This is a genomic window from Pseudarthrobacter sp. lyk4-40-TYG-27, from assembly GCF_030209295.1.
GTDB lineage: Bacteria > Actinomycetota > Actinomycetes > Actinomycetales > Micrococcaceae > Arthrobacter.
Genome location: NZ_JARVSH010000003.1, coordinates 451,661 through 472,603, shown reverse-complemented (window position 1 = coordinate 472,603; position 20,943 = coordinate 451,661). Strand labels below are relative to the sequence as shown.

General features: G+C 64.3%; 20 protein-coding genes and 2 tRNA genes. 17 read left to right on the top strand and 5 right to left on the bottom strand.

Going from position 1 to position 20,943, the window contains the following annotated elements:
* Positions 1 to 211: 211 nt before the first annotated feature.
* The 11 genes from dnaN (at position 212) to QRM96_RS06665 (ending at position 11,507) form a co-directional block, all read left to right on the top strand.
* Positions 212 to 1,336 (top strand): DNA polymerase III subunit beta, encoded by a 1,125-nt coding sequence (dnaN, locus tag QRM96_RS06715; protein WP_018762813.1) that lies wholly within the window; start codon positions 212 to 214, stop codon positions 1,334 to 1,336.
* Between the two features lie 106 nt (positions 1,337 to 1,442).
* Positions 1,443 to 2,327 carry a phosphogluconate dehydrogenase (NAD(+)-dependent, decarboxylating) gene (gnd, locus tag QRM96_RS06710; protein WP_109044849.1) on the top strand — a complete coding sequence of 295 codons (885 nt, stop codon included), beginning with the start codon at positions 1,443 to 1,445 and terminating at the stop codon, positions 2,325 to 2,327.
* 45 nt (positions 2,328 to 2,372) lie between these two features.
* Positions 2,373 to 3,578 (top strand): DNA replication/repair protein RecF, encoded by a 1,206-nt coding sequence (recF, locus tag QRM96_RS06705; protein WP_285318930.1) that lies wholly within the window; start codon positions 2,373 to 2,375, stop codon positions 3,576 to 3,578.
* Positions 3,568 to 4,122: a DciA family protein gene (locus tag QRM96_RS06700; protein WP_018762810.1), complete on the top strand. Its 555-nt coding sequence runs from the start codon at positions 3,568 to 3,570 to the stop codon at positions 4,120 to 4,122. The genes recF and QRM96_RS06700 overlap by 11 nt, the downstream gene beginning before the upstream one ends.
* Before the next feature lie 378 nt (positions 4,123 to 4,500).
* Positions 4,501 to 6,588 (top strand): DNA topoisomerase (ATP-hydrolyzing) subunit B, encoded by a 2,088-nt coding sequence (gyrB, locus tag QRM96_RS06695; RefSeq protein ID WP_133832424.1) that lies wholly within the window; start codon positions 4,501 to 4,503, stop codon positions 6,586 to 6,588.
* A gap of 55 nt (positions 6,589 to 6,643) precedes the next feature.
* Positions 6,644 to 9,322, top strand: coding sequence for a DNA gyrase subunit A (gene gyrA / locus QRM96_RS06690; RefSeq protein ID WP_109044851.1), 2,679 nt, complete (start codon positions 6,644 to 6,646; stop codon positions 9,320 to 9,322).
* Positions 9,315 to 9,977, top strand: a complete 663-nt coding sequence (locus QRM96_RS06685) for a DUF3566 domain-containing protein (RefSeq protein WP_026264877.1) — start codon at positions 9,315 to 9,317, stop codon at positions 9,975 to 9,977. The genes gyrA and QRM96_RS06685 overlap by 8 nt, the downstream gene beginning before the upstream one ends.
* A 97-nt stretch (positions 9,978 to 10,074) precedes the next feature.
* A tRNA-Ile gene (locus QRM96_RS06680) sits at positions 10,075 to 10,148 on the top strand.
* Between the two features lie 8 nt (positions 10,149 to 10,156).
* Positions 10,157 to 10,336: a DLW-39 family protein gene (locus QRM96_RS06675; protein WP_491339498.1), complete on the top strand. Its 180-nt coding sequence runs from the start codon at positions 10,157 to 10,159 to the stop codon at positions 10,334 to 10,336.
* Between the two features lie 71 nt (positions 10,337 to 10,407).
* Positions 10,408 to 10,483: transfer RNA gene (locus tag QRM96_RS06670), tRNA-Ala, on the top strand.
* A gap of 82 nt (positions 10,484 to 10,565) precedes the next feature.
* A complete protein-coding gene (locus QRM96_RS06665) occupies positions 10,566 to 11,507 on the top strand; it encodes a DMT family transporter (RefSeq protein WP_285318928.1) in 942 nt (313 codons plus the stop codon).
* 24 nt (positions 11,508 to 11,531) lie between these two features.
* Here the strand turns inward: QRM96_RS06665 and QRM96_RS06660 are convergent, their stop codons facing one another.
* Both QRM96_RS06660 and QRM96_RS06655 read right to left on the bottom strand, forming a co-directional pair.
* Positions 11,532 to 12,407, bottom strand: a complete 876-nt coding sequence (locus QRM96_RS06660; protein WP_109044853.1) for a glycosyltransferase family 2 protein — start codon at positions 12,405 to 12,407, stop codon at positions 11,532 to 11,534.
* 112 nt (positions 12,408 to 12,519) lie between these two features.
* Positions 12,520 to 13,506, bottom strand: coding sequence for a hypothetical protein (locus QRM96_RS06655; protein WP_018762803.1), 987 nt, complete (start codon positions 13,504 to 13,506; stop codon positions 12,520 to 12,522).
* Between the two features lie 155 nt (positions 13,507 to 13,661).
* On the opposite strand from QRM96_RS06655, the gene QRM96_RS06650 reads away from it, so the two are divergent.
* The 3 genes from QRM96_RS06650 (at position 13,662) to QRM96_RS06640 (ending at position 16,102) form a co-directional block, all read left to right on the top strand.
* Entirely contained in the window at positions 13,662 to 14,207 is a 546-nt protein-coding gene (locus tag QRM96_RS06650; protein WP_018762802.1) for a peptidylprolyl isomerase, read from the top strand.
* A gap of 9 nt (positions 14,208 to 14,216) precedes the next feature.
* Positions 14,217 to 15,095, top strand: coding sequence for a rhomboid family intramembrane serine protease (locus tag QRM96_RS06645; protein WP_026264872.1), 879 nt, complete (start codon positions 14,217 to 14,219; stop codon positions 15,093 to 15,095).
* A gap of 539 nt (positions 15,096 to 15,634) precedes the next feature.
* Positions 15,635 to 16,102 (top strand): carboxymuconolactone decarboxylase family protein, encoded by a 468-nt coding sequence (locus tag QRM96_RS06640; protein ID WP_018762800.1) that lies wholly within the window; start codon positions 15,635 to 15,637, stop codon positions 16,100 to 16,102.
* Between the two features lie 189 nt (positions 16,103 to 16,291).
* Here QRM96_RS06640 and QRM96_RS06635 read toward each other — a convergent pair whose 3' ends face one another.
* Together QRM96_RS06635 and QRM96_RS06630 are read right to left on the bottom strand one after the other, a co-directional pair.
* Positions 16,292 to 16,897: a DNA-3-methyladenine glycosylase I gene (locus tag QRM96_RS06635; RefSeq protein WP_109044856.1), complete on the bottom strand. Its 606-nt coding sequence runs from the start codon at positions 16,895 to 16,897 to the stop codon at positions 16,292 to 16,294.
* Positions 16,898 to 16,931: 34 nt separating this feature from the next.
* A complete protein-coding gene (locus tag QRM96_RS06630) occupies positions 16,932 to 17,183 on the bottom strand; it encodes a cell division protein CrgA (RefSeq protein WP_018762798.1) in 252 nt (83 codons plus the stop codon).
* 173 nt (positions 17,184 to 17,356) lie between these two features.
* Between QRM96_RS06630 and QRM96_RS06625 the strand changes: the two genes are divergently transcribed.
* Genes QRM96_RS06625 through QRM96_RS06615 form a run of 3 tightly spaced genes read left to right on the top strand, consistent with a single transcriptional unit; the run spans position 17,357 to position 18,962 of the window.
* Complete coding sequence (locus QRM96_RS06625; protein ID WP_018762797.1) at positions 17,357 to 18,151, top strand: class E sortase; 795 nt, start codon at positions 17,357 to 17,359, stop codon at positions 18,149 to 18,151.
* Between the two features lie 2 nt (positions 18,152 to 18,153).
* A complete protein-coding gene (locus QRM96_RS06620) occupies positions 18,154 to 18,324 on the top strand; it encodes a hypothetical protein (protein WP_018762796.1) in 171 nt (56 codons plus the stop codon).
* Positions 18,321 to 18,962: an aminodeoxychorismate/anthranilate synthase component II gene (locus QRM96_RS06615; RefSeq protein WP_018762795.1), complete on the top strand. Its 642-nt coding sequence runs from the start codon at positions 18,321 to 18,323 to the stop codon at positions 18,960 to 18,962. Before QRM96_RS06620 ends, QRM96_RS06615 begins: the two co-directional genes overlap by 4 nt.
* Positions 18,963 to 18,982: 20 nt before the next feature.
* Here the strand turns inward: QRM96_RS06615 and pknB are convergent, their stop codons facing one another.
* Entirely contained in the window at positions 18,983 to 20,929 is a 1,947-nt protein-coding gene (gene pknB, locus QRM96_RS06610; protein ID WP_285318922.1) for a Stk1 family PASTA domain-containing Ser/Thr kinase, read from the bottom strand.
* Positions 20,930 to 20,943: the final 14 nt, after the last annotated feature.

Sequence of the window (20,943 nt, the reverse complement as noted above, 5' to 3'; positions counted from 1 at the left end):
CGGCCCCTTGAAGGGCCGGGCCGGGTGCTTGGGGATGGGTTAATCGCGGATCTTCCGGCTAAGCTGTCAGCAGCGCTCCCATCCCTGGGTTTTGTGTGGTTTCCGTCTGCACGGACCATGCACCGGCCGCGGCGCGCACAACATCTTCCGGAGTTTCACTGCGAAGTTCCCGGGTTTACATGGCAGCAGCAATGAAAGGCGGCACCCTTCCGTGAAGTTCAGAGTCGATCGGGACGTCCTGGCCGAAGCCGTCACCTGGACAGCCCGCTCGTTGTCTCCGCGGCCGCCGGTCCCCGTCCTTTCCGGCCTGCTCCTGAAGGCCGAAGCGGGAACAGTCAGCCTCTCGAGCTTTGACTACGAAACATCCGCACGGCTGGAAATCGCCGCCGATATCAGGGACGAAGGAACCATCCTGGTTTCCGGCCGGCTGCTTGCGGACATCTGCCGCAGCCTCCCCTCGGCCCCGGTGGACGTTGAAACCGACGGCAACAAGGTCACACTCACCTGCCGTCGAAGCAGCTTCCACCTGGCCACCATGCCGGAAGCCGAGTACCCGCCGCTGCCTGCCCTTCCTGCCATCAGCGGCACCGTTCCCGGGGACGCTTTTGCGCAAGCTGTTTCCCAGGTGATCATCGCCGCCAGCAAGGACGACACCTTGCCCATCCTCACGGGCGTGCGGATGGAAATCGAGGATGACCTGATCACCCTCCTTGCCACCGACCGGTACAGGCTGGCCATGCGCGAAGTGCCGTGGAAGCCTGTGACTCCAGGAATCTCCACGAGCGCGCTGGTGAAGGCCAAAACCCTCAACGAAGTGGCCAAAACCCTCGGCAACAGCGGCGACATCAACCTTGCCCTCTCCGACGATGACAGCCGGCTGATCGGATTCGAAAGCGGCGGCCGCACCACCACGTCCCTGCTTGTGGATGGCGATTACCCGAAGATCCGGTCCCTGTTCCCGGAATCCACACCCATCCATGCCACGGTGCAAACCCAAGAGCTGGTGGAAGCCGTCCGCCGCGTCTCACTTGTCGCCGAACGCAACACTCCGGTCCGCCTGGCCTTCAGCAGCGGACTGCTCAACCTTGATGCCGGAACCGGCGAGGACGCCCAGGCGTCGGAGGAGCTTGAAGCGCAGCTGTCCGGCGAGGACATCACCGTGGCCTTCAACCCGCACTACCTGATTGAGGGCCTCAGTGTCATCGAGACGAAATTCGTCCGGTTCTCGTTCACCACGGCACCCAAGCCCGCCATGATCACGGCGCAGGCAGATGCCGACGGCGAAGACCAGGATGATTACCGCTACCTGGTGATGCCTGTCCGCCTGCCCAACTAGTCCCCACCGCCGCCTTGCCTCGCAAGCTCGGCCAGGGAACCCGGGCGGCGTGGGTCCACCCATCGGCTCCCAGCCTTCACACACCAGCGCAGAAAAGAGTCTCACCGTGCACATTGGACTGATTGGCCTCGGCAAAATGGGTTTCAACATGCGTGAACGCCTGCGCAAGGGCGGCGTGGAGGTCACCGGCTACGACCGGAATCCCGATGTCACGGATGCCGCAAGCGTCGAAGACCTGATCGCCGCCGTCCCGGCGCCGAGGGTCATCTGGGTCATGGTCCCGGCCGGCCCCGTGACAGACTCCGTCATCACCGAATTGGCCGGCAAACTCGAGCCCGGCGACCTTGTGATCGACGGTGGAAACTCGCGGTTCACGGAAGACCAGAAACATGGTGAGGTGCTTGCCGCCAAGGGCATCCGGTTCGCCGACTGCGGGGTGTCCGGCGGGGTTTGGGGCCTACAGAACGGCTACGGCCTGATGGCAGGCGGTGACGCCGGCGACATTGAACGCGCCATGCCGGTTTTTGATGCCTTGCGGCCTGAGGGCGACAGGGCTGACAGCTTTGTCCACGTTGGCGGAATCGGCGCCGGCCACTACGCCAAGATGGTCCACAACGGGATCGAATACGGCCTGATGCAGGCGTACGCCGAAGGGTACGAACTGCTTGCCGCCAAGGACATCGTCACGGACCTGCCGGGCACGTTCCGCGCTTGGCAAAAGGGAACCGTGGTCCGTTCCTGGCTGCTGGACCTCATGGTCAAAGCCTTGGATGAAGATCCAGGCCTGGAGTCCATCGACGACTACGTGGAGGATTCGGGTGAGGGCCGCTGGACAGTTGAAGAGGCCATCGCCAATGCGGTTCCGGCCCCGGCCATCACGGCCGCCCTGTTTGCCCGTTTTGCTTCCCGGGAGGACACGTCCCCCGCGATGAAGATGGTTTCTGCGCTGCGCCACCAGTTCGGTGGCCATGCAACCCGTCCCGCCAAGTAGCATCCAGCAGGAGCCGCCACCGGTTCCAGAATTGCCGACCACCGCGTGTATCTTGAACATCTTTCCCTGACGGACTTCCGCAGCTACGCCCAGGTTGACCTCAGCCTCGGCCCGGGCGTTACCGTCCTGGTGGGATACAACGGCATCGGCAAAACCAATCTGATGGAGGCCATCGGCTACCTGGCAACGCTCAGCTCCCACCGGGTCAGTTCCGATGGCCCCTTGCTCCGGTTCGGCACAGAGCGCGCCTTGGTCCGGGCCCGTTTGGTCCGCGGAGAGCAGACCACGGTGCTGGAGCTGGAAATCAATGCCGGCCGGGCCAACCGCGGCCGGATCAATCGCAGCAACCCGGTCCGCGCCCGCGACCTGCTGGGCATCTGCCAGACCGTCCTGTTCGCTCCCGAGGACCTGGCATTGGTCAAGGGGGATCCCGCCAACCGCCGGCGCTTCCTGGACGAACTGCTCGCCAGCCTCATTCCGCATCATGCAGCCACCCGCAGCGATTACGACCGCGTCCTGAAGCAACGCAACGCCCTGCTGAAATCAGCGCGGGCCGGACGGTTCACGACTGCCCATGAAGCCACCCTGGATGTTTGGGACCAGCACATGGCCCGTGCCGGGGCACAGCTGCTGCACGCACGGCTGGAACTGGTGGAACGGCTCCGCCCGCACCTCGCCCGCGCTTACGCCGAGCTGACGGATGCTTCCAAGCCCGCCGATGCCCTGTACCGTTCGACCCTCCAGAACCAGATGGACGACGACGGCGTCCCGGCCGCATACGCCCAGCGCACCACGGCCGGGGCTTCGTCCGCCGCGCAGGAGGACCTGCGCTTGCTCAGTGTCGAACAGCTGACGGAGCGCTACATCCAGGCTTTCGCGGAATCACGGAAGAAAGAACTTGAACGTGGCATCTCGCTCGTCGGCCCGCACCGCGACGAGCTGGAGCTCATCCTCGGACAGGCACCCGCGAAGGGATATGCCTCGCACGGGGAGACCTGGTCCATGTGCCTCTCCCTGCGGTTGGCGTCGTACTACGTCATGCTCGATGACGCCCGCACCGGCGGGTCCGCCCCCATCCTCATCCTGGACGACGTCTTTGCCGAACTCGATGTCCAGCGGCGGCGTAAACTGGCGGCTATAGTCTCCGGCGCGGAACAGGTCCTGGTGACCGCCGCCGTCGACGCCGATATTCCGGAAGAGCTGTCCGGACGGCGGGTGAAGGTCATCCCGGGAGGAATCGATGAGCAGTGACGAGGATGCCGGGCTGCAGCCCGGCCGCGAACCTGACCACATCGATGCCCCGCAAGCAGCACTGAACCGGATGCGGGAGGCGGCTGCCGCCCGCGGCGAAGTCCGCAGGAAGGCGCCCCGGCCCGGTTCGCAAAAAGCCAAGGGCAGTATCCGTGACACCCGGGGCTTCAGCCAGTTTCATGCCACCGGCCGGGACCCGCTCGGCCTGGGCAAAGTGGTTGGGCGGCTGGTTGCAGAACGCGGCTGGACCTCCCCGGTAGCGGTGGGTTCCGTCATGGCGGAGTGGGCCACCTTGGTGGGCCCGGAGATTTCAGCCCACTGCACACCCGAAAGCTTCACCGACACCACCCTGCACGTTCGGTGTGACTCCACGGCCTGGGCCACCCAGCTCAGGCTGCTGAGCACCAGCTTGCTGGAGAAATTCCGCCGGGAACTGGGCGACGGCGTGGTCACCAGGATCCAGGTCCTCGGCCCCACAGCGCCCAGCTGGCGCAAGGGTGGACGCAGTGTCAACGGGCGTGGTCCGCGGGACACCTACGGATAGCCGGGCCGCAGGTCTTGAAACTTCGCCCAAAGGCGTATAGAGGCCGGTAAGGGCCGCGGCGTGTATGGGCACCCGGAGGGCGTACCACCGGGCCGTCCTAGGCGGGGCCAAGAGCCTCGCACAGGCACATTCACCGTCCGCCCACGGCCTTGGAATGCGAGGATCTGGGCGTGTTCGCGGTAGAATTGACCGAGATAACTGGGCGCGGATGAAACGTTGACTTCAGTCCGTTCTCCGCGCGCGTCCCGCACGCAGAGCGCGGATCACCGACCGTCATCGAGTCACCGGCGCCATAAGTTTGTGCCTGTTGGCGGGTCACTTTTCCCTGCGAAAAGAAATCAGCCGGCCATCATCGAGAACAGAGGAGTCGCAGCGCCTGTGGCTAACGACAATACAGATATTCTGGCAGCAGATACAGCGGTCGAGGATGGCCGTACCCCTGACACCCCGGCTGCGTCTGCCAGCCCAAGGGAGTACGGTGCCAGCGACATCACTGTCCTTGAAGGCCTCGAAGCTGTCCGCAAGCGCCCGGGCATGTATATCGGTTCCACGGGTCCCCGAGGACTCCACCACCTGGTCTATGAGGTGGTGGACAACTCCGTGGATGAGGCACTCGCCGGTTACTGCAGCCATATCGAAGTGGTCCTGCAGGCCGACGGCGGCGTCAAAGTTGTCGACGACGGCCGCGGAATCCCGGTGGACATGCACCCCACCGAGCACAAGCCCACCGTCGAGGTGGTAATGACCATCCTGCACGCCGGCGGCAAGTTCGGTGGCGGCGGCTACGCGGTCTCCGGCGGCCTGCACGGTGTGGGCATTTCCGTGGTCAACGCCCTCTCCAGCAGGGTGGACACCGAGGTACGGCGCCAGGGCCACGTCTGGCGGATGTCCTTCGCCGACGGAGGCAAGCCGCAGGGCAGCCTGGTCCAGGGTGAAGAGACCGATGCCACCGGCACCACCCAGACCTTCTATCCGGACCCGGCGATCTTTGAAACCACCGAGTTTGACTTCGAGACCCTCCGCGCCCGTTTCCAGCAGATGGCCTTCCTCAACAAGGGCCTGCGCATAACGTTGACGGATGAGCGTGCCGCCGAAGGTGATGAAGCCGACGGCGACCTCGACCTTGACGACCTCAGCACCGACGGTGAGATCAGCGCCGAACACCGAACCGTGGTGTACCAGTACGACGAAGGCCTGCTGGACTACGTCAAGCACCTGAACTCGGGCAAGAAGGTGGAGGTGGTCCACGAGGACGTCATCGCCTTCGAAACCGAGGACACCGAACGCCGGATTGCCCTGGAAATGGCGATGCAGTGGACCAGTGCCTACTCCGAGAGCGTGCACACCTACGCCAACACCATCAACACCCACGAGGGCGGCACCCACGAAGAAGGCTTCCGTGCCGCACTGACGTCCCTGATAAACCGGTACGCCCGGGAAAAGGGCATCATCAAGGAAAAGGACGACAACCTCACGGGCGACGACATCCGCGAGGGCCTCACCGCCGTCATTTCCGTCAAGCTGGCGGAGCCCCAGTTCGAAGGCCAGACCAAGACGAAGCTGGGCAACTCCGAGGTCAAGGGATTCGTCCAGCGCGTGGTCACCGACGGCCTGGGTGACTGGCTGGAGCGCAACCCCGGCCCCGCCCGTGACGTCATCCGCAAGGCCATTTCGGCGGCCCAGGCGCGCATGGCCGCGCGGAAGGCCCGCGACAACGCCCGGCGCAAGAGCCCGCTGGAATCGTTCGGCATGCCGGGCAAGCTTTCCGACTGCTCCTCCAAGGACCCGGAAAAGTGCGAGGTCTACATCGTGGAGGGCGACTCCGCCGGCGGTTCCGCCAAGCGCGGCCGCAACCCCGAAACACAGGCCATCCTGCCCCTGCGCGGCAAGATCCTGAACGTGGAACGTGCCCGCCTGGACAAGGCCCTGGGCAACGCGGAGGTCCAGTCCATGATCACCGCGTTCGGCACCGGGATTGGCGAGGACTTCGACCTCGCCAAACTTCGGTACCACAAAATCGTCCTCATGGCCGATGCCGACGTGGACGGCCAGCACATCACCACCTTGCTGATGACCTTGCTGTTCCGCTACATGCGTCCCCTGATCGAGAACGGCTACGTCTACCTGGCGCAACCGCCGCTGTACCGGATCAAATGGTCCAACGCGCCGCACGACTACGTGTACAGCGACCGCGAACGCGACGCCAAACTGGTGGCTGGCCAAGCGGCTGGACGCCGCATCCCGAAGGACAACGGCATCCAGCGCTACAAGGGCCTGGGCGAGATGGACTACACCGAACTCTGGGATACCACCATGGACCCTGACCACCGCACCCTGCTGCAGGTGACCATGGATGACGCCCTCGCCGCCGACCAGATCTTCTCCGTCCTCATGGGCGAAGACGTGGAGTCACGGCGCAACTTCATTCAGCAGAACGCCAAGGACGTCAGGTTCCTGGACATCTAAGGACCCGCTCCAAAGTATTCGGAACCAGACATATACCTGAAACGGAAAATAAAGAATGAGCGACGAAACCCCCGAGATTCCCGCCCCCGAGGCCGGAGAACCGGACACCGTTCTTGAAGGCGACGTGCTGATCGACCGCGTTGAACAGGTGGACCTGCAGACGGAAATGCAGCGTTCCTACCTGGACTACGCCATGGCCGTCATCGTAGGGCGCGCCCTCCCGGACGTCCGCGACGGCCTCAAGCCCGTCCACCGCCGCGTGCTCTACGCGATGTTCGACGGCGGATACCGCCCCGACCGTTCCTTCAACAAGTGCGCCCGCGTGGTGGGCGAAGTCATGGGCCAGTACCACCCGCATGGCGACACTGCCATCTACGATGCCCTGGTCCGGTTGATCCAGGACTGGACCATGCGCTATCCGCTGGCGCTCGGGCAGGGGAACTTCGGTTCACCAGGCAACGACGGTGCCGCCGCACCCCGGTACACCGAGACCAAAATGGCGCCCCTGGCCATGGAAATGGTCCGCGACATCGACGAGGAAACCGTCGATTTCCAGGACAACTACGACGGCAAGAACCAGGAACCCACCATCCTGCCCGCCAGGTTCCCCAACCTGCTGGTGAACGGATCCTCCGGCATTGCGGTCGGCATGGCCACCAACATCCCGCCGCACAACCTGCGGGAAGTGGCGGACGGGGTCCAGTGGTACCTGGCCAACCCCGGCGCCACCCGCGAGGAACTCCTCGAAGAACTGCTGCTGCGGGTCAAGGGCCCGGATTTCCCCACGGGTGCCACCATCCTGGGACACAAGGGCATCGAAGACGCCTACCGGACCGGCCGCGGTTCCGTCACCATGCGTGCAGTGGTCGCGGTGGAGGAACTCCAGGGACGCACCTGCCTGGTGGTCACGGAACTGCCGTACCAGGCCAACCCTGACAACCTGGCCATCAAGATCGCCGAATTGGTCAAGGACGGCAAAATCTCCGGCATCGCGGACCTCCGCGATGAAACCTCCGGCCGCACCGGCCAGCGCCTGGTGATCGTGTTGAAGCGCGACGCCGTACCCAAGGTGGTGCTGAACAACCTCTACAAGCACACCGAGCTGCAGAGCAACTTCTCCGCCAACATGCTGGCCATCGTTGACGGCGTGCCCCGGACACTCAGCCTGGACGCCTTCATCCGGCACTGGGTGACGCACCAAATGGACGTCATTGCACGCCGAACCCGGTACCGCCTGCGCAAGGCCGAGGAGGAAGCCCATATCCTCCGTGCCCTGCTGAAGGCACTGGATATGCTCGACGAAGTCATCGCCCTGATTCGCGCCTCGAACACCACCGAAGCCGCACGCGACGGGTTGATGGAACTTCTTGATATCGACGAGCTGCAGGCCCGCGCCATCCTGGACATGCAGCTGCGCCGCCTCGCCGCCCTGGAACGCCAGAAGATCCAGGACCGGCACACCGAGCTCGAGGCCCTGATCGCCGAATACAACGCGATCCTGGCCTCCGAACAGCGCCAGCGCGAGATCATCAGCGTCGAGCTGGCCGAAATCGTGGACAAGCACGGCGACGACCGCCGCACCAAGATCCTCATGGGCTTCGATGGCGATATGTCCATGGAAGACCTGATCCCCGAAGAGGAAATGGTGGTCACCATCACCCGCGGCGGCTACGTCAAGCGCACGCGCAGTGACAACTACCGCTCACAACAGCGCGGCGGCAAAGGCATCAAGGGTGCCCAGCTTCGCGGCGACGACGTCGTGGAACACTTCTTCGTCACCACAACGCACCACTGGCTGCTCTTCTTCACCAACCTCGGCCGTGTATACCGTGCCAAGGCGTACGAGCTCATGGAAGCGGGCCGGGACGCCAAGGGCCAGCACGTTGCCAACCTGCTCGCATTCCAGCCTGACGAACACATTGCCCAGGTGCTGGACCTGAAGGACTACCAGCAGGCGCCGTACCTGGTGCTCGCCACCAAGCGGGGCCTGGTGAAGAAGACCAGGCTCGAGGACTACGACACCAACCGTTCCGCCGGCGTCATTGCCATCAACCTGCGCGACGGCGACGAACTGGTGTCGGCGCAGCTCGTCTCGGAAACAGACGACCTCTTCCTGGTCTCCCGCATGGGCCAGTCCATCCGCTTCACCGCTACGGACGACGCCCTGCGACCCATGGGCCGGGCAACCTCCGGCGTTACCGGGATGAAGTTCCGCGAGGACGACGAACTGCTGGCCGCCGACGTGGTGACTGACGGCTCGTTCGTCTTCATCGTGACGGAAGGCGGGTACGCCAAGCGCACGGCGGTGGAGGAATACCGCCTCCAGGGCCGTGGCGGTCTCGGCATCAAGGTAGGCAAATACCAGGAAGAACGCGGCCACCTCGTGGGAGCCCTCATCGTCCAGGAAGAGGATGAAGTCCTGGTGGTCATGGAGGGCGGCAAGGTGGTCCGGTCCTCCGTGGCCGGTGTTCCGGCCAAGGGTCGTGACACGATGGGCGTCATCTTCGCCAAGCCGGACAAGAATGACCGGATTATCGAGGTGGCGCGTAACAGCGAACGGGGCCTCGAGGACGATGAATCCGCTGAGGATGACGTAACGTTGGCTGAAGATGGCGGTCCCGCTGGGGATTCCGCCGAGCCAGCAATGGCAGAAGAATCACCGGCCGTTGAGTCAGAGGACGCCTCGGGCGACGCTGAGCCGAACGAAGACAACACGGAGGTAACGAGTGAGTAATTCCGACTCATTTCCCAAGCCGAACAGCACTGTTCCTGACGGGAACCGGCCTTCAGCGGCGCCCCGCGTGAACGCCCCCGTCCGTCCGCAGCAGCGACCGGCAGCGGCCGCAGGTGCCCCGGGCCAGCGTCCCGCGGTTCCGGGCCAGCGCCCGCAGCAGGGCGACCGCCCCGCGCAGCCCGGCCAGCGGCCCTTCCAGGGTCAGCCGGGCCAGCGCCCTGCAGCCTCCGGCCAGCGGCCGGCCCAGGGACAGGGTAATCCCGGCCTGGTGAAGCCCGCGCCGAAAGCAAAGGTACGGCGGGCCCGGCTGCTGATCAGCAAGGTGGACCCCTGGTCCGTACTGAAGATGGCATTCCTGCTCTCGGTGGCACTTGGCATCGTCACCGTGGTGGCAGCAATCGTCTTGTGGACGGTGCTGGACCTGACCGGAATCTTCGACCAGGTGGACAGCCTGCTGGGAACGCTCGCCGGCTCCGAAAGCGGCGGCTTCGAACTGAAGAAGGTGGCATCGCTGGGGCAGGTGGCCTCATTCGCCACCATCATCGCTGTGGTCAACGTTGTCCTGCTGACGGCGCTGTCCATGCTCTCCGCCGTCCTCTACAACATTTCCGCCACGCTGGTGGGTGGAATCGGCGTCACCTTGACGGACGATTAAGAACCCGGTTTCACCGGGGGTAATCCGGTGGAAATGCCCGATTTGAGATCGGGCCGGGATGTGCTGTAAAGTCATATCTCGGCCCGATGAGGCATCGGGGCGTATAGCTCAGGCGGTTAGAGCGCTTCGCTGATAACGAAGAGGTCCCAGGTTCAAGTCCTGGTACGCCCACGGAACCTGTGCAGGTTTCAAACGGAGGTTTGGTCCGGATACATCCGGTACCCGGCCGGAACGGGGAGCATGTGAAGAAGTTGCTGGTACTCGCAGCGGCAATCGCAGGCTTCCTGGTCTTCCGTAAAGCACAGGAATCCGAAGCCCGGAAAACAGTCTGGAGCAAGTCAACCGATACGGTTGACTAGCTTGGGCGCCAGGTAAGGAAGCCGTCAAGGCCTCGCGGTTCCTGGGGTATGATGGACGGGTTGCTTCTTATGGGGGCATGGCGCAATTGGTAGCGCACCTGCTTTGCAAGCAGGGGGTTCGGGGTTCGAGTCCCCGTGCCTCCACCATAGGAAAGTCCCGGTCGGCGGAAACGCCGGCCGGGACTTTTTGTTCTCCTTTCCCTCCGGGGACGGCTCCAGGGGGTATCCATTGAACTTCTTCTTCGCGGCCCTGGGTGTCCTCGGCGTCGCCTCGTCAGGCCCCTTGATCGCCGCAACCCTGGGCGCCACGAGCGTCAGCGCCCTCGCCATTGCCTTTTGGCGCAACGCCATCGGTTCCGTGGTCATGGCTGCCCCCACGCTCATCCGGGAGCCCCGCAAGTTCGGCCGCATCACGGCCCGCGAGTTCCGCTGGTCCCTGCTGGCCGCCGTCGCCCTCGCCCTGCACTTCGCCTGCTTCATCACTTCGCTGCAACTGACCTCCGTTGCGGCCGCCACAGCCCTGGTGTGCCTGCAGTCCGGCTGGATTGCCGTCTTCCAGCTCGTCCGCGGAACCCGACACCGCTGGCAGGTCCTCGCTGGACTGGGGATTGCCTTCGGCGGTGTTGTCGCCATTACCGGCTTCGACCTGGGAACCTCTTCGCAGGCACTCACCGGAGACCTGCTGGCGATGGCCGGCGGCGCGCTGGCGGGGCTCTACACGCTGGCAGGCGGCAAGGCCCGGCAGAGCATGACCACGGGGACATACACCACGCTCTGCTACGGGATGTGCGCGGTCCTCGTGGCGGTGCTGGCCCTGGCGGCCAGCCAGCCCCTGGCAGGGTTCGAGCCGGCAGGGTGGCTGGGTATCGCGGCCATCACCGTCTGCGCGCAGTTGGTGGGCCATACGGCCTTCAACCACCTGCTGGCCACCATGAGTCCCCTCATCGTCTCCATGATCATCCTGCTGGAAATTCCCGGGGCCGCACTTCTGGCAGCCGTCTTCCTGCACGAGACCCTTCCGGCTGGCACGTACGCCGGGCTGGGCCTCATCCTGGCGGGACTCGCCGTCGTTGTCCTGGGGCAACGGTCCGGAAGGGCAGGGAAGCGGCCACTGCCGCCCGGGGAGGAACCGCCGTCGGGCCGTCCGTTGGCGGAACTGGGAACGGACTGACAGGAAGCCTGCCGCCGCCGGGCCTTACTGTCCGCCGCGGCGGACGGGTTGGGCGGTGTTGACGGTGTGGATGGCCCGCAGGAGCTTTGCCGGGAAATACACCGAAAAGAAGACCACCATGGGGGCCTTTAATGCCATTTTGCGCACGTTGTGGGCTTTGTAGGTCCGGTCGAAGCGGGTGACGTAGTAGCGGTAGTCCCGCGGAGAGTCCTCAAGCCGGCGTGCGGACATGCCGGACACCATCTGCGGCCAGTAGCGGACCGGCAGTTCATGGTCGGCAAGGTGCAGGGACAAATCGATGTCCTCGTGCATCTCGTCTTTCTCGTCCCGGCAGGTCTCGGCCCGGATGGTTTCCCAGGCACTGGCACGCAGGGCCATGTTGGAGCCGAACAGGAAGTGGTACTGGTGCTTGGCCAGCTTCAGCATGAGCTGGCGCATTTTGTCGTCCGCTTTGAGCCCAAAACGGCGCATGGGCATGTCGTAATACACCACCGGCCCCGTTGCGGCCTGGACGACGGGATCTGCAAAGGCCTTCTGGACCTGCTCCACCCAGTCGGGTTCGACGATGGAATCCGCGTCGATCCGCCCGAGGACATCCCCCGTGGCGTGGTCGAGCCCGAAGTTCCTGGTGGGGATCAGGCCCTGCTCCCGGTCCTGGCTGAGCAGGATAATGGGGCTTTCCGGGTATTCGAGCTGCATCTGGCTGACGATCGCGGCAGTGCGGTCGCTCGAGAGGTTGTCCACCACGATGATTTCGTGGGCGGGAACCGACTGGTAGATGGCAGCGATGAGGCACTGCCTGATAACGCTTTCCTCGTTGTACGCCGGGATAACGATGGACACGCGGAGCTGTTCGGCTGCGTCGTTCAAGGCATCCCCAGAGGATCGATCGGCTGACATCAGATCAAATCTAGCATCCGGGCCGTGTCCTGCCGCGGCGTGGCCCATGAGCTTCCGCGGACACACAAAAGGGGCCCCGTTCAAAACGGAGCCCCTTGTGCGCGGCGAAGGACTAGGCCTCGGTGGTGCCCTTGACGTCGTTGCCGATGTTCGACGCGATGTTCTTGGTAGCCGTCTTGGCGTCAGTTGCGGCGGTGGGTGCTTCGTCGGCCGCGTCGTCGGCCACGTGCTTGGCCTTGTCAGCGGCGTCTGCAGCCTTGTCCTTGACCGCTTCGGCGGCGTCCGCTGCCTTGTCCGCGACGGCGGAGGCTGCGGAACCTGCGGCGTCTGCAGCCTTACCAGCGGCGTCAGCCACGTGTTCCTTGACCTCGCTGACGGTGGTGGCCGGCACCGGGGCAGGCGTGGGGGTAACCGGCGACGGAGTCTTCCAGGGGTCCTCCACGGGCTTGGAAGCCTTCCACGCGGCAACGCCCGCGGCCACTGCGGCGGCAATCACGCCAAAGACCAACCAGCCGCGCTTCTTCTTGGGCTCGGGCTGGGACAGCTGGATACCGACGGTGCGTCCAGCCTCGGTTGCGGCGGCCTTGAGCTGCGTACCGGTGGCCTGTGCCTGTTCCTGGATGGCGTGCACAATTCCCGCGTCGCCAAGCTTCTGGGCGACGGCGTCGACGCGGGCAGGTGCGCCTTCAAGGGTGCGGTGAACGGCCTCCGAAGCCACGCCGATCTGGTCGGAGAGCTTGGGCAGGTAGTCCACCACCACGCGGTCACGGGCGTTCAGGACCACCGGAGTTGCCTTGTCCAGGGCGTCGTGAAGCTTGGGTGATGCGTTTTCCACGACGTCGTTGATCTTCGGCGCCAACTGGGCCAGTCCGTCCTGGATCCTGGGAGTCACGGTGGCAACACCGTCAGCCAGGTTGTGAGCTGCGGTCTTCAGGCCTTCCTGGATTTTGGGAGATGCGGTATCCAGGCTGTGCTGGAGCCGCGGGACAGCCCAATCCACCGCTGCTTCCACCCGGGGGGCCGCCCAGTCCTTGGCATTTTCCACCGCACTGGTGACCGACTGCTCAAGGTCACGGGCAATACGATCCGATTTCTTCACAACTACCTCCCGATTAATGTGACGGTTCTGTCGCTAGCCTACGTGCCCGGACCACCCCGGGCTATTCACTCTGCGGATTTTAGGCCGATTTCACCCAGCGCGGAACTGCTGCCGCAGCCGTTGCCGCCCATAGGGGACATGGAAGAATGAGGCTTATGACTGCCATCGCAACTGCAAAAGCAACCATCCACACCAGCCTCGGCGACATCGTGGTTAACCTCTTCGGGAACCACGCGCCCAAGACGGTCAAGAACTTCGTTGGCCTTGCCACCGGCGAGCAGGCCTGGACCCACCCGGAAACCGGTGAGGACAAGACCGGCACTCCGCTGTACAACGGAACCATCTTCCACCGCATCATCAAGGACTTCATGGTTCAGGCCGGCGATCCCCTGGGCCGCGGAACCGGTGGCCCCGGCTACCGCTTCGATGACGAAATCCACCCGGAACTGAGCTTCAACCAGCCCTACAAGCTCGCCATGGCCAACGCCGGCATCCAGATGGGCAAAGGCACCAACGGTTCACAGTTCTTCATCACCACCATTCCCACGGACTGGCTGCAGGGCAAGCACACCATCTTCGGTGAGGTGGCGGACGAGGAGTCCAAGAAGGTCGTCGACGCTATAGAGGGTGTCCGCACCGGCATGGGTGACCGCCCCGTGGAGGATGTCACCATCAACAGCATCGACATCGAACAGCTTTAACACCACAGCATGAGTTACGGAATTCCGTCGGCTGAGCCGTCCGCGCAGGTTCCGGTGTGCCCCCGGCATCCGGACCGGCCCTCCTATGTGCGCTGCCAGCGTTGCGGACGCCCGGCGTGCCCGGACTGCCAGCGGGCGGCCGCCGTCGGATTCCAGTGCGTTGACTGCGTCAACGAAACCCGGCGGACGACGCCCGAAGTCCGGACGGTCTACGGCGGGGCCGTGGCCACCGGCAGGCCGATGGTGACGTTTGCCATCATTGCGGTCTGCGCGCTTCTCCAGGTCCTGCAGTTCGTCATTTCCAATGAAGGCGTCTACCGGGCCTTGGCCTTTGCCAACATCTACGCAGAACCGAAGTACAACGAGTTCGAACCATGGCGGATGCTCACTTCGGCATTCCTGCACTCGCCGGACAACCTCCTCCACATTCTGCTTAACATGTACACGCTGTGGATCTTCGGCCAGGCCCTGGAACCAATCCTGGGCCGCCTGCGGTTCCTTGCGCTGTTCGTTATTTCGGCCTTGGGCGGTTCCGTGGGGTACCTGCTGCTGACACCGCTTTATGTTCCCGGCCAGCAACTCTTCGGGGTGGTTGGGGCGTCCGGAGCGATCTTCGGCCTCTTCGGCGCCATGCTGCTGGTCCAGCGCCAGCGCGGAGGCGATACCCGCCAGCTGTGGGTCTTGATTGCCATCAACGGTGTCATCGGCTTCCTGGTCCCCCAAATCGCCTGGCAGGCCCACTTGGGCGGACTGGTCACCGGCGGGCTTTGTGCAGCCGTCCTCGCCTATACCCCGCGGGGACGCCGGCAGGGCCTCATCCAGGCCGCAGGGCTCGCCGCGGTGGTGGCCCTGCTTGTTGCCCTGACATGGTTGCGGGTCTCCCTGTAACTCCCCGCGGTCCAGAAGCACCCCTGAATGCCCGGCACCACAGGTGCCGGGCATTCGTCTTTTCCACAGGCCTTATCCACAGTGTTGGTAACTTACAGGGGTGTAGTTCAGGCGCCGTTTCCCGGACAGTGGCTAGCGATTTACTTCTCGGCCCCGGATATCCTCGATTTCTCCACACCTGTGGATAACCTGTGGGGACAGGGGTGTGCGTAAGTGGATAAGCGGACGATCCAGGACCAACATGTGGACAACTGCCCGCAAAGCACCCCCTGAGCGCGCCAATAGAAGGCAATACCCGGATTTATCGACAGCGTTATGCACACTGTTAATAAGTAACAACCCTGTAGTTTCCCGCGCTGGATCCGTGGTGCGAGTAGGCCAGACCGCCCAACCGCCTGTGATTTCCACGGGGTTACCCACAGTTGTGGATAACTTGTGGGTATCGGGATGTTGTTAAGTGCATAACCGCGTCGTCGGCCCCTCAGGCGCCTCTGCCTATGATGGTGCCTTGCCCAGCCGTACTACCTTGAAGGACTCCCGTGAGCGCCACCGAGCACCTGTACCTCGACAAGCAGCACCCGGCTCTGTGGAGGGCGATCAGCGGCCTCGGACTGAAGGTGCAGGAAGCAGCGGAAGCCGCCGGCTTGGGCGCTGGCCTGCTGGAGCTCCTCAATGTACGGATCTCGCAGATCAACGGCTGCGCCTACTGCCTGGACCTGCACGTGCGGAAGGCCGCTGAGGCAGGTGAAAGTCCACAGCGGCTCGCGGTGCTGCCGGCATGGCGGGAAACGGCCCTGTTCACGGACAAGGAAAGGGCTGCGCTGGCGTTGGTGGAAAGCATTACGGAACTCCCCGACCAGGAATCGCGCGAGAGTGAAGAAGCCTATGCAAGGCAGTGCCTCACGGCGGAGGAATTCTCCGCGGTGAGCTGGGTGGCTGTCACCATGAATGCCTTCAATCGGGTTTCCATCACCAGCCACCACCCCGTCAGGCGCAGCCGTCCGTAATGACGGGTCCGGCCGCAACGCTGGTTATCCACAGGTATTCCACACTGTTAATAACCACATCTTGCGGGCAAATTTCGGCCGGTCGGGCAGCAACGCGCCACAGGAGACCTCGGAGGCACGATGCCACAAAGGTTATCCACACTGTGGATAACCTTGCCAACAGCTGCGGACAGCCGACGCGGCGCGGCGCTACTCGGCCCAGATCCCGGAGGAACCGCGACGGTGGCTCGCCAGGAGGTGCGTGTCCACTATTCCCACGGCTTCCATCAGGGCGAACATGGTGGTGGGGCCAACGAACGAGAAGCCCCGTTTCCGTAACGCCTTGGACAATGCGACCGACTCCGCCGATTGGGTGGGAATGTCCGACGCTACTCGGGGACGCGGGGTGCTCGCCGGGCGGAAACTCCAGACAAAGTCCACCAGCCCGCCGTCGTTTCGAAGCTCCACGGTGGCCCGGGCGTTCTTGACCGCGGCGTGGATCTTCAGGCGGTTCCTGACGATGCCCGGGTCCCGCATCAGCCGTTCCACGTCCGCATCGCCGAACAAGGCCACGGCGTCGGGATCGAAACCGGCAAAGGCGGCACGGAAGCCGGGACGCTTGCGCAGGATGGTGGCCCACGAGAGCCCGGCCTGGAATCCCTCCAGGCAAATACGTTCGTAGAGGCCCTGCTCGTCAGTGACGGGCAGCCCCCACTCCTGGTCGTAGTACGCGCGCATCAACGGATCCGTGGATGCCCACGCGGGCCGGGCCAGGCCGTCGTCGCCAATAATCACGCCGGCGGAATCGGGAGACAGGGGGATCCTCCTCGAAAGTAGCGTTGCGAACGCGTCAGGAACGCCAGCGGGTGGTCATCAGGAACCCCACGATGGCAATGCCGAAGCCTGCCACGATGTTCCACGACTGCCACGCCTGGACCGGAAAACGTCCCTCACTGATGTAGAACGTGATGATCCAGAAGAGTCCGATGATCATCAGGCCGAACATCACCGGCTTGAACCAGACGGGGTTGGGCTTGTATGAATCGGTGGAAGCCGGCTGGGCGGTGCTGGCAGTCTTCTTGCGAGGTTTCGACTCGGGCACTGGCTCTCCTTGGCAGGCTGGGCAAGCTCGGCGGCCCGGGCTTGATATCCTGCAAGAAGGAAATTGCCAGCGGTCTGCGCGATCTTGGTCAAATCTGGATTCTTACTAGCAGCCAATTCTAGCCGCAGTTGATGGGCACCCGGTGCCCTGGGTGGACGCCCGGAGGAGAACGCGTGGTATTGCAGGAGAAGGCCGGGCCCGTGGCCCCGCCCGCCCGCCGTGGCTCCCTGCTACGTGGAACCATCCAGGTCATCGGGGAACTGTTGATCACCGCCGGCATCATCCTCCTGCTCTTCGTGGCGTGGCAGCTGTGGTGGACCAACGTTGAATCAGACGCCAAGCAAAGCCAGGTCATCAAGGAATTTGCCCAGGACCTCAGCACCGCTGCGCCGTCCCCGGCAGCAACGGCACCCGCCGCGCCACCGGCAGGCGGGCAGGATTTCGGCACGCCAGTGGTGGGTACCGCCCCGGGCCACGCCGGCACGATCGGCATCATGTACATCCCCCGGTTCGGAGCCACCTACACCCGTCCGATTGTCCAGGGGACCAGCCAGGATGTGCTGGACACCTTGGGGCTGGGACACTACAGCAACACGGCCATGCCCGGTGCGGTGGGCAACTTCGCGGTGGCCGGCCACCGCCAGACGCACGGCGCGGTGCTGGACAACATCCATACCCTGGTGCCGGGGGACAAGATCTACGTCCAGACCAGGGACGGCTTCTATGTCTACGTTTTTCGCAACAACCAGATCGTGCTGCCGTCGCGCACTGACGTCCTGGAACCGGTACCCACCCAACCCGGTGTGGCACCCACGGAAAGTTACCTCACCATGACCAGCTGCAACCCCCGCTTCGGCGCCGAAGAACGCATCATTGCCTATGCCCTGCTGGACAGCTGGCGTCCGGCGTCCGCCGGCCCGCCGGCCGAGATCGCGGCACAGGTTGCAGCCGCCACAGGGAAAGGCTGAGCATGTACGCCTGGATATTCCGCCACCTCCCTGGTCCGCTCTGGCTGAGGATTGTCTTCTCATTGGTACTGGTCGCCCTTGCCCTGGTATTGATGGTCCAGTTCCTGTTCCCCTGGATGTCCCACTTCACCCAATTCACCGACTCGACGATTGGTTCAGCAGACCAGCCATGACCACAACCAAGATCCTCGTAGTGGATAACTACGACAGCTTTGTCTACACCCTGGTGGGTTACCTCCAGGAGCTCGGCGCCGAAACCACGGTGGTCCGCAACGACGACGTCACCCTGGCCGAGGCGATCGAACTCGCCGGCGCCCGGGACGGCGTTTTGATTTCACCCGGCCCCGGCAACCCCGCCGAGGCAGGCGTCTGCATCGAGCTGATCAAGTGGTGCGGCGAACACGGCGTGCCGATGTTCGGTGTGTGCCTGGGCCACCAGGCACTGGCGGAGGCGTTCGGCGGCACGGTCACCCATGCCCCGGAGTTGATGCATGGCAAGACCTCGCAGGTGGAGCACAGCGGCACCAGCGTGTTCGCCGGCCTCCCCTCCCCCATCACGGCCACCCGCTATCACTCGCTGGCGGCGGTCCGGGAATCCATTCCCGACGTCCTGGAGGTCACGGCACAAACCGCGTCCGGGGTGGTGATGGGACTGCAGCACAAGACCGCACCGCTTTGCGGCGTCCAGTTCCATCCGGAATCGGTCCTCACCGAGGGCGGATACCAGATGCTTGGCAACTGGCTTGAGTCCCTGGGCATGAAGGGCGCCGCGGCGCGTGCGGCCAAGCTAAGCCCACTTATCCAGCACTAACCGGACCGCCGGACGGCGCTTCAGCCCTTCTTGGTGGGCTTCGGCGTGGGCGTGGGCGTGTCGGTGGGGGTCGGCGTCGGGGACGGCGCCGGGGCGGGGGCCTTGGCAACCACCACCGTGATGGTCTTTCCTTGTTCGACGGCGGCGTTGACGGGGTCGCTTTGATCCGTCACCTTGCCCGGTTCCACCTGGGAGTTCTCCACCTCCACCACCAGGGGGACCAAACCGATCCCCTTCAGCGCGGCCTCGGCTTCCTCGCGTGAGAGTCCCCGCAGTTCTGGAACCACCACCTTGCCCGTGGACACCACCAGCTCGACGCTGGTGCCCACGCCGACGCTCTGCCCGGGAGCCGGGTTCGACGTAATGACGATTCCCGCCGGCACTGTGGCGCTGTTAGCCGTGGTGGTCGATGGAGCGCCCACCAGGCCCACCTGGCGAAGGATGTCGCGTGCGGCAGCCTCGGTCTTGCCCGGAAGGCTGTCAGGAATCTTCACCGCGCTGGGCCCATCCGAGACGTTCAGGACCACTTCGGCACCTGGATCCATCGACGCCCCGGCCGAAGGGTCGGTACCGATGGCCGTTCCCTTGGCAACGGTGTCGTTCTGAAGCCTGGTGATCTTGGGACGCAGGTTCGCATTGTAGAGCGTCTGCAGCGCGGCGCTCTCCGTCATGGCCGCCACCGAAGGTATCTGAACCTTGGCCACGGGCGCCGGCCGGTTGACTGTTTCGTAAAGCCAGAGGCCGGCCCCTGCCAGGACCAGCAGGGTGAAGATCACCAGGGTGGCAATCCACGCACGACGACGGGATTTCTGCGGCCTGCTGGGCTCGCGTTCCGGAGGGAGGCCGAGCGGGAGCGGCTCAGCCGTTGTGTGCGCGTCCGCCACTTCCAGCGGACCGGCCGGGTCGTCGTCGTGGTACAGGCCGGCGGCAGCCAGCCGCCCGGTGGGAGCATCATCAAGGAAGCTTGCGCCCGTTGCCGCGAAAGCCTCAGTGCGCGGCTGGGCATCCGGTACATGGTCGTTGGGATCCGTGGGCGCCTCCGACGCCGCCACGGCCGGAACGGCCACGCCGGCCTTCGCAGCCCGCAGGGCACGCCGGAAAGCTGCGGCATCCTGGAACCTGTCGTCGCGGTTCTTCTGCAGAGCCTTGGCGATGACCGTATCCAAGGCGGGAGAAACGTCGGGGTTCAGGCTGCTGGGTGGATCGGCGATTTCCCGAACGTGCTGGTACGCCACGGATACCGGACTGTCCCCAACGAACGGCGGCCGGGAAGTCAGCATTTCGTAGAGCAGGCACGCTGCGGAGTAGAGGTCGCTGCGGGCGTCGACAGTTTCGCCCCTGGCCTGCTCCGGAGACAGGTACTGCGCCGTGCCCACCACCGCCTGGGTCTGGGTCATGGTGGCGGAGGAATCAGCGATGGCCCGTGCGATGCCGAAGTCCATCACTTTCACCGAATTGGTTCCGGGGCAGTACATCACGTTGGCCGGTTTGATGTCCCGGTGAACGATCCCGGCCTTGTGGCTGTATTCCAGGGCCGCCAGCACGCCAAGGCAGTAATCGATGGCGTGATCTATGGTCACTTCCTTGGCGCGGATCATGTCGCGCAGCGTCTTGCCCTCAACGAATTCCATCACGATGTAGGGCACCCGCACATCCTCGGCGGAGCCATCGTGGACCAGGTGCTCGCCGGTATCGAAGATGGCCACGATGGAGGGATGGTTCAAGGCAGCCACCGCCTGGGCCTCGCGCTTGAACCGTGCCTGGAACTGGGGGTCCCTGGCCATGTCCGGGCGCAGCAGTTTGATGGCCACGGTCCTGCCGAGGCGGGTATCTGTTCCCCGGTAGACATCAGCCATGCCACCGCGGCCAATGAGGCTGCCGAGCTCGTACCGGTCGCTCAGGACACGCCGGTTATCCACCGGGACGTTGTCCTCCCGGTGCAGCGGTGTGCGTGATGACTCATTCACTGGTGGTCCCGGCG

Coding starts and splice junctions, on each gene's coding strand:
- QRM96_RS06650 (WP_018762802.1), top strand. CDS start 13,662: ATGACTGCCATCGCAACTGCAAAAGCAACCATCCACACCAGCCTCGGC.
- QRM96_RS06645 (WP_026264872.1), top strand. CDS start 14,217: ATGAGTTACGGAATTCCGTCGGCTGAGCCGTCCGCGCAGGTTCCGGTG.
- QRM96_RS06615 (WP_018762795.1), top strand. CDS start 18,321: ATGACCACAACCAAGATCCTCGTAGTGGATAACTACGACAGCTTTGTC.
- QRM96_RS06700 (WP_018762810.1), top strand. CDS start 3,568: ATGAGCAGTGACGAGGATGCCGGGCTGCAGCCCGGCCGCGAACCTGAC.
- gyrA (WP_109044851.1), top strand. CDS start 6,644: ATGAGCGACGAAACCCCCGAGATTCCCGCCCCCGAGGCCGGAGAACCG.
- QRM96_RS06660 (WP_109044853.1), bottom strand. CDS start 12,407: ATGTCAGCCGATCGATCCTCTGGGGATGCCTTGAACGACGCAGCCGAA.
- QRM96_RS06620 (WP_018762796.1), top strand. CDS start 18,154: ATGTACGCCTGGATATTCCGCCACCTCCCTGGTCCGCTCTGGCTGAGG.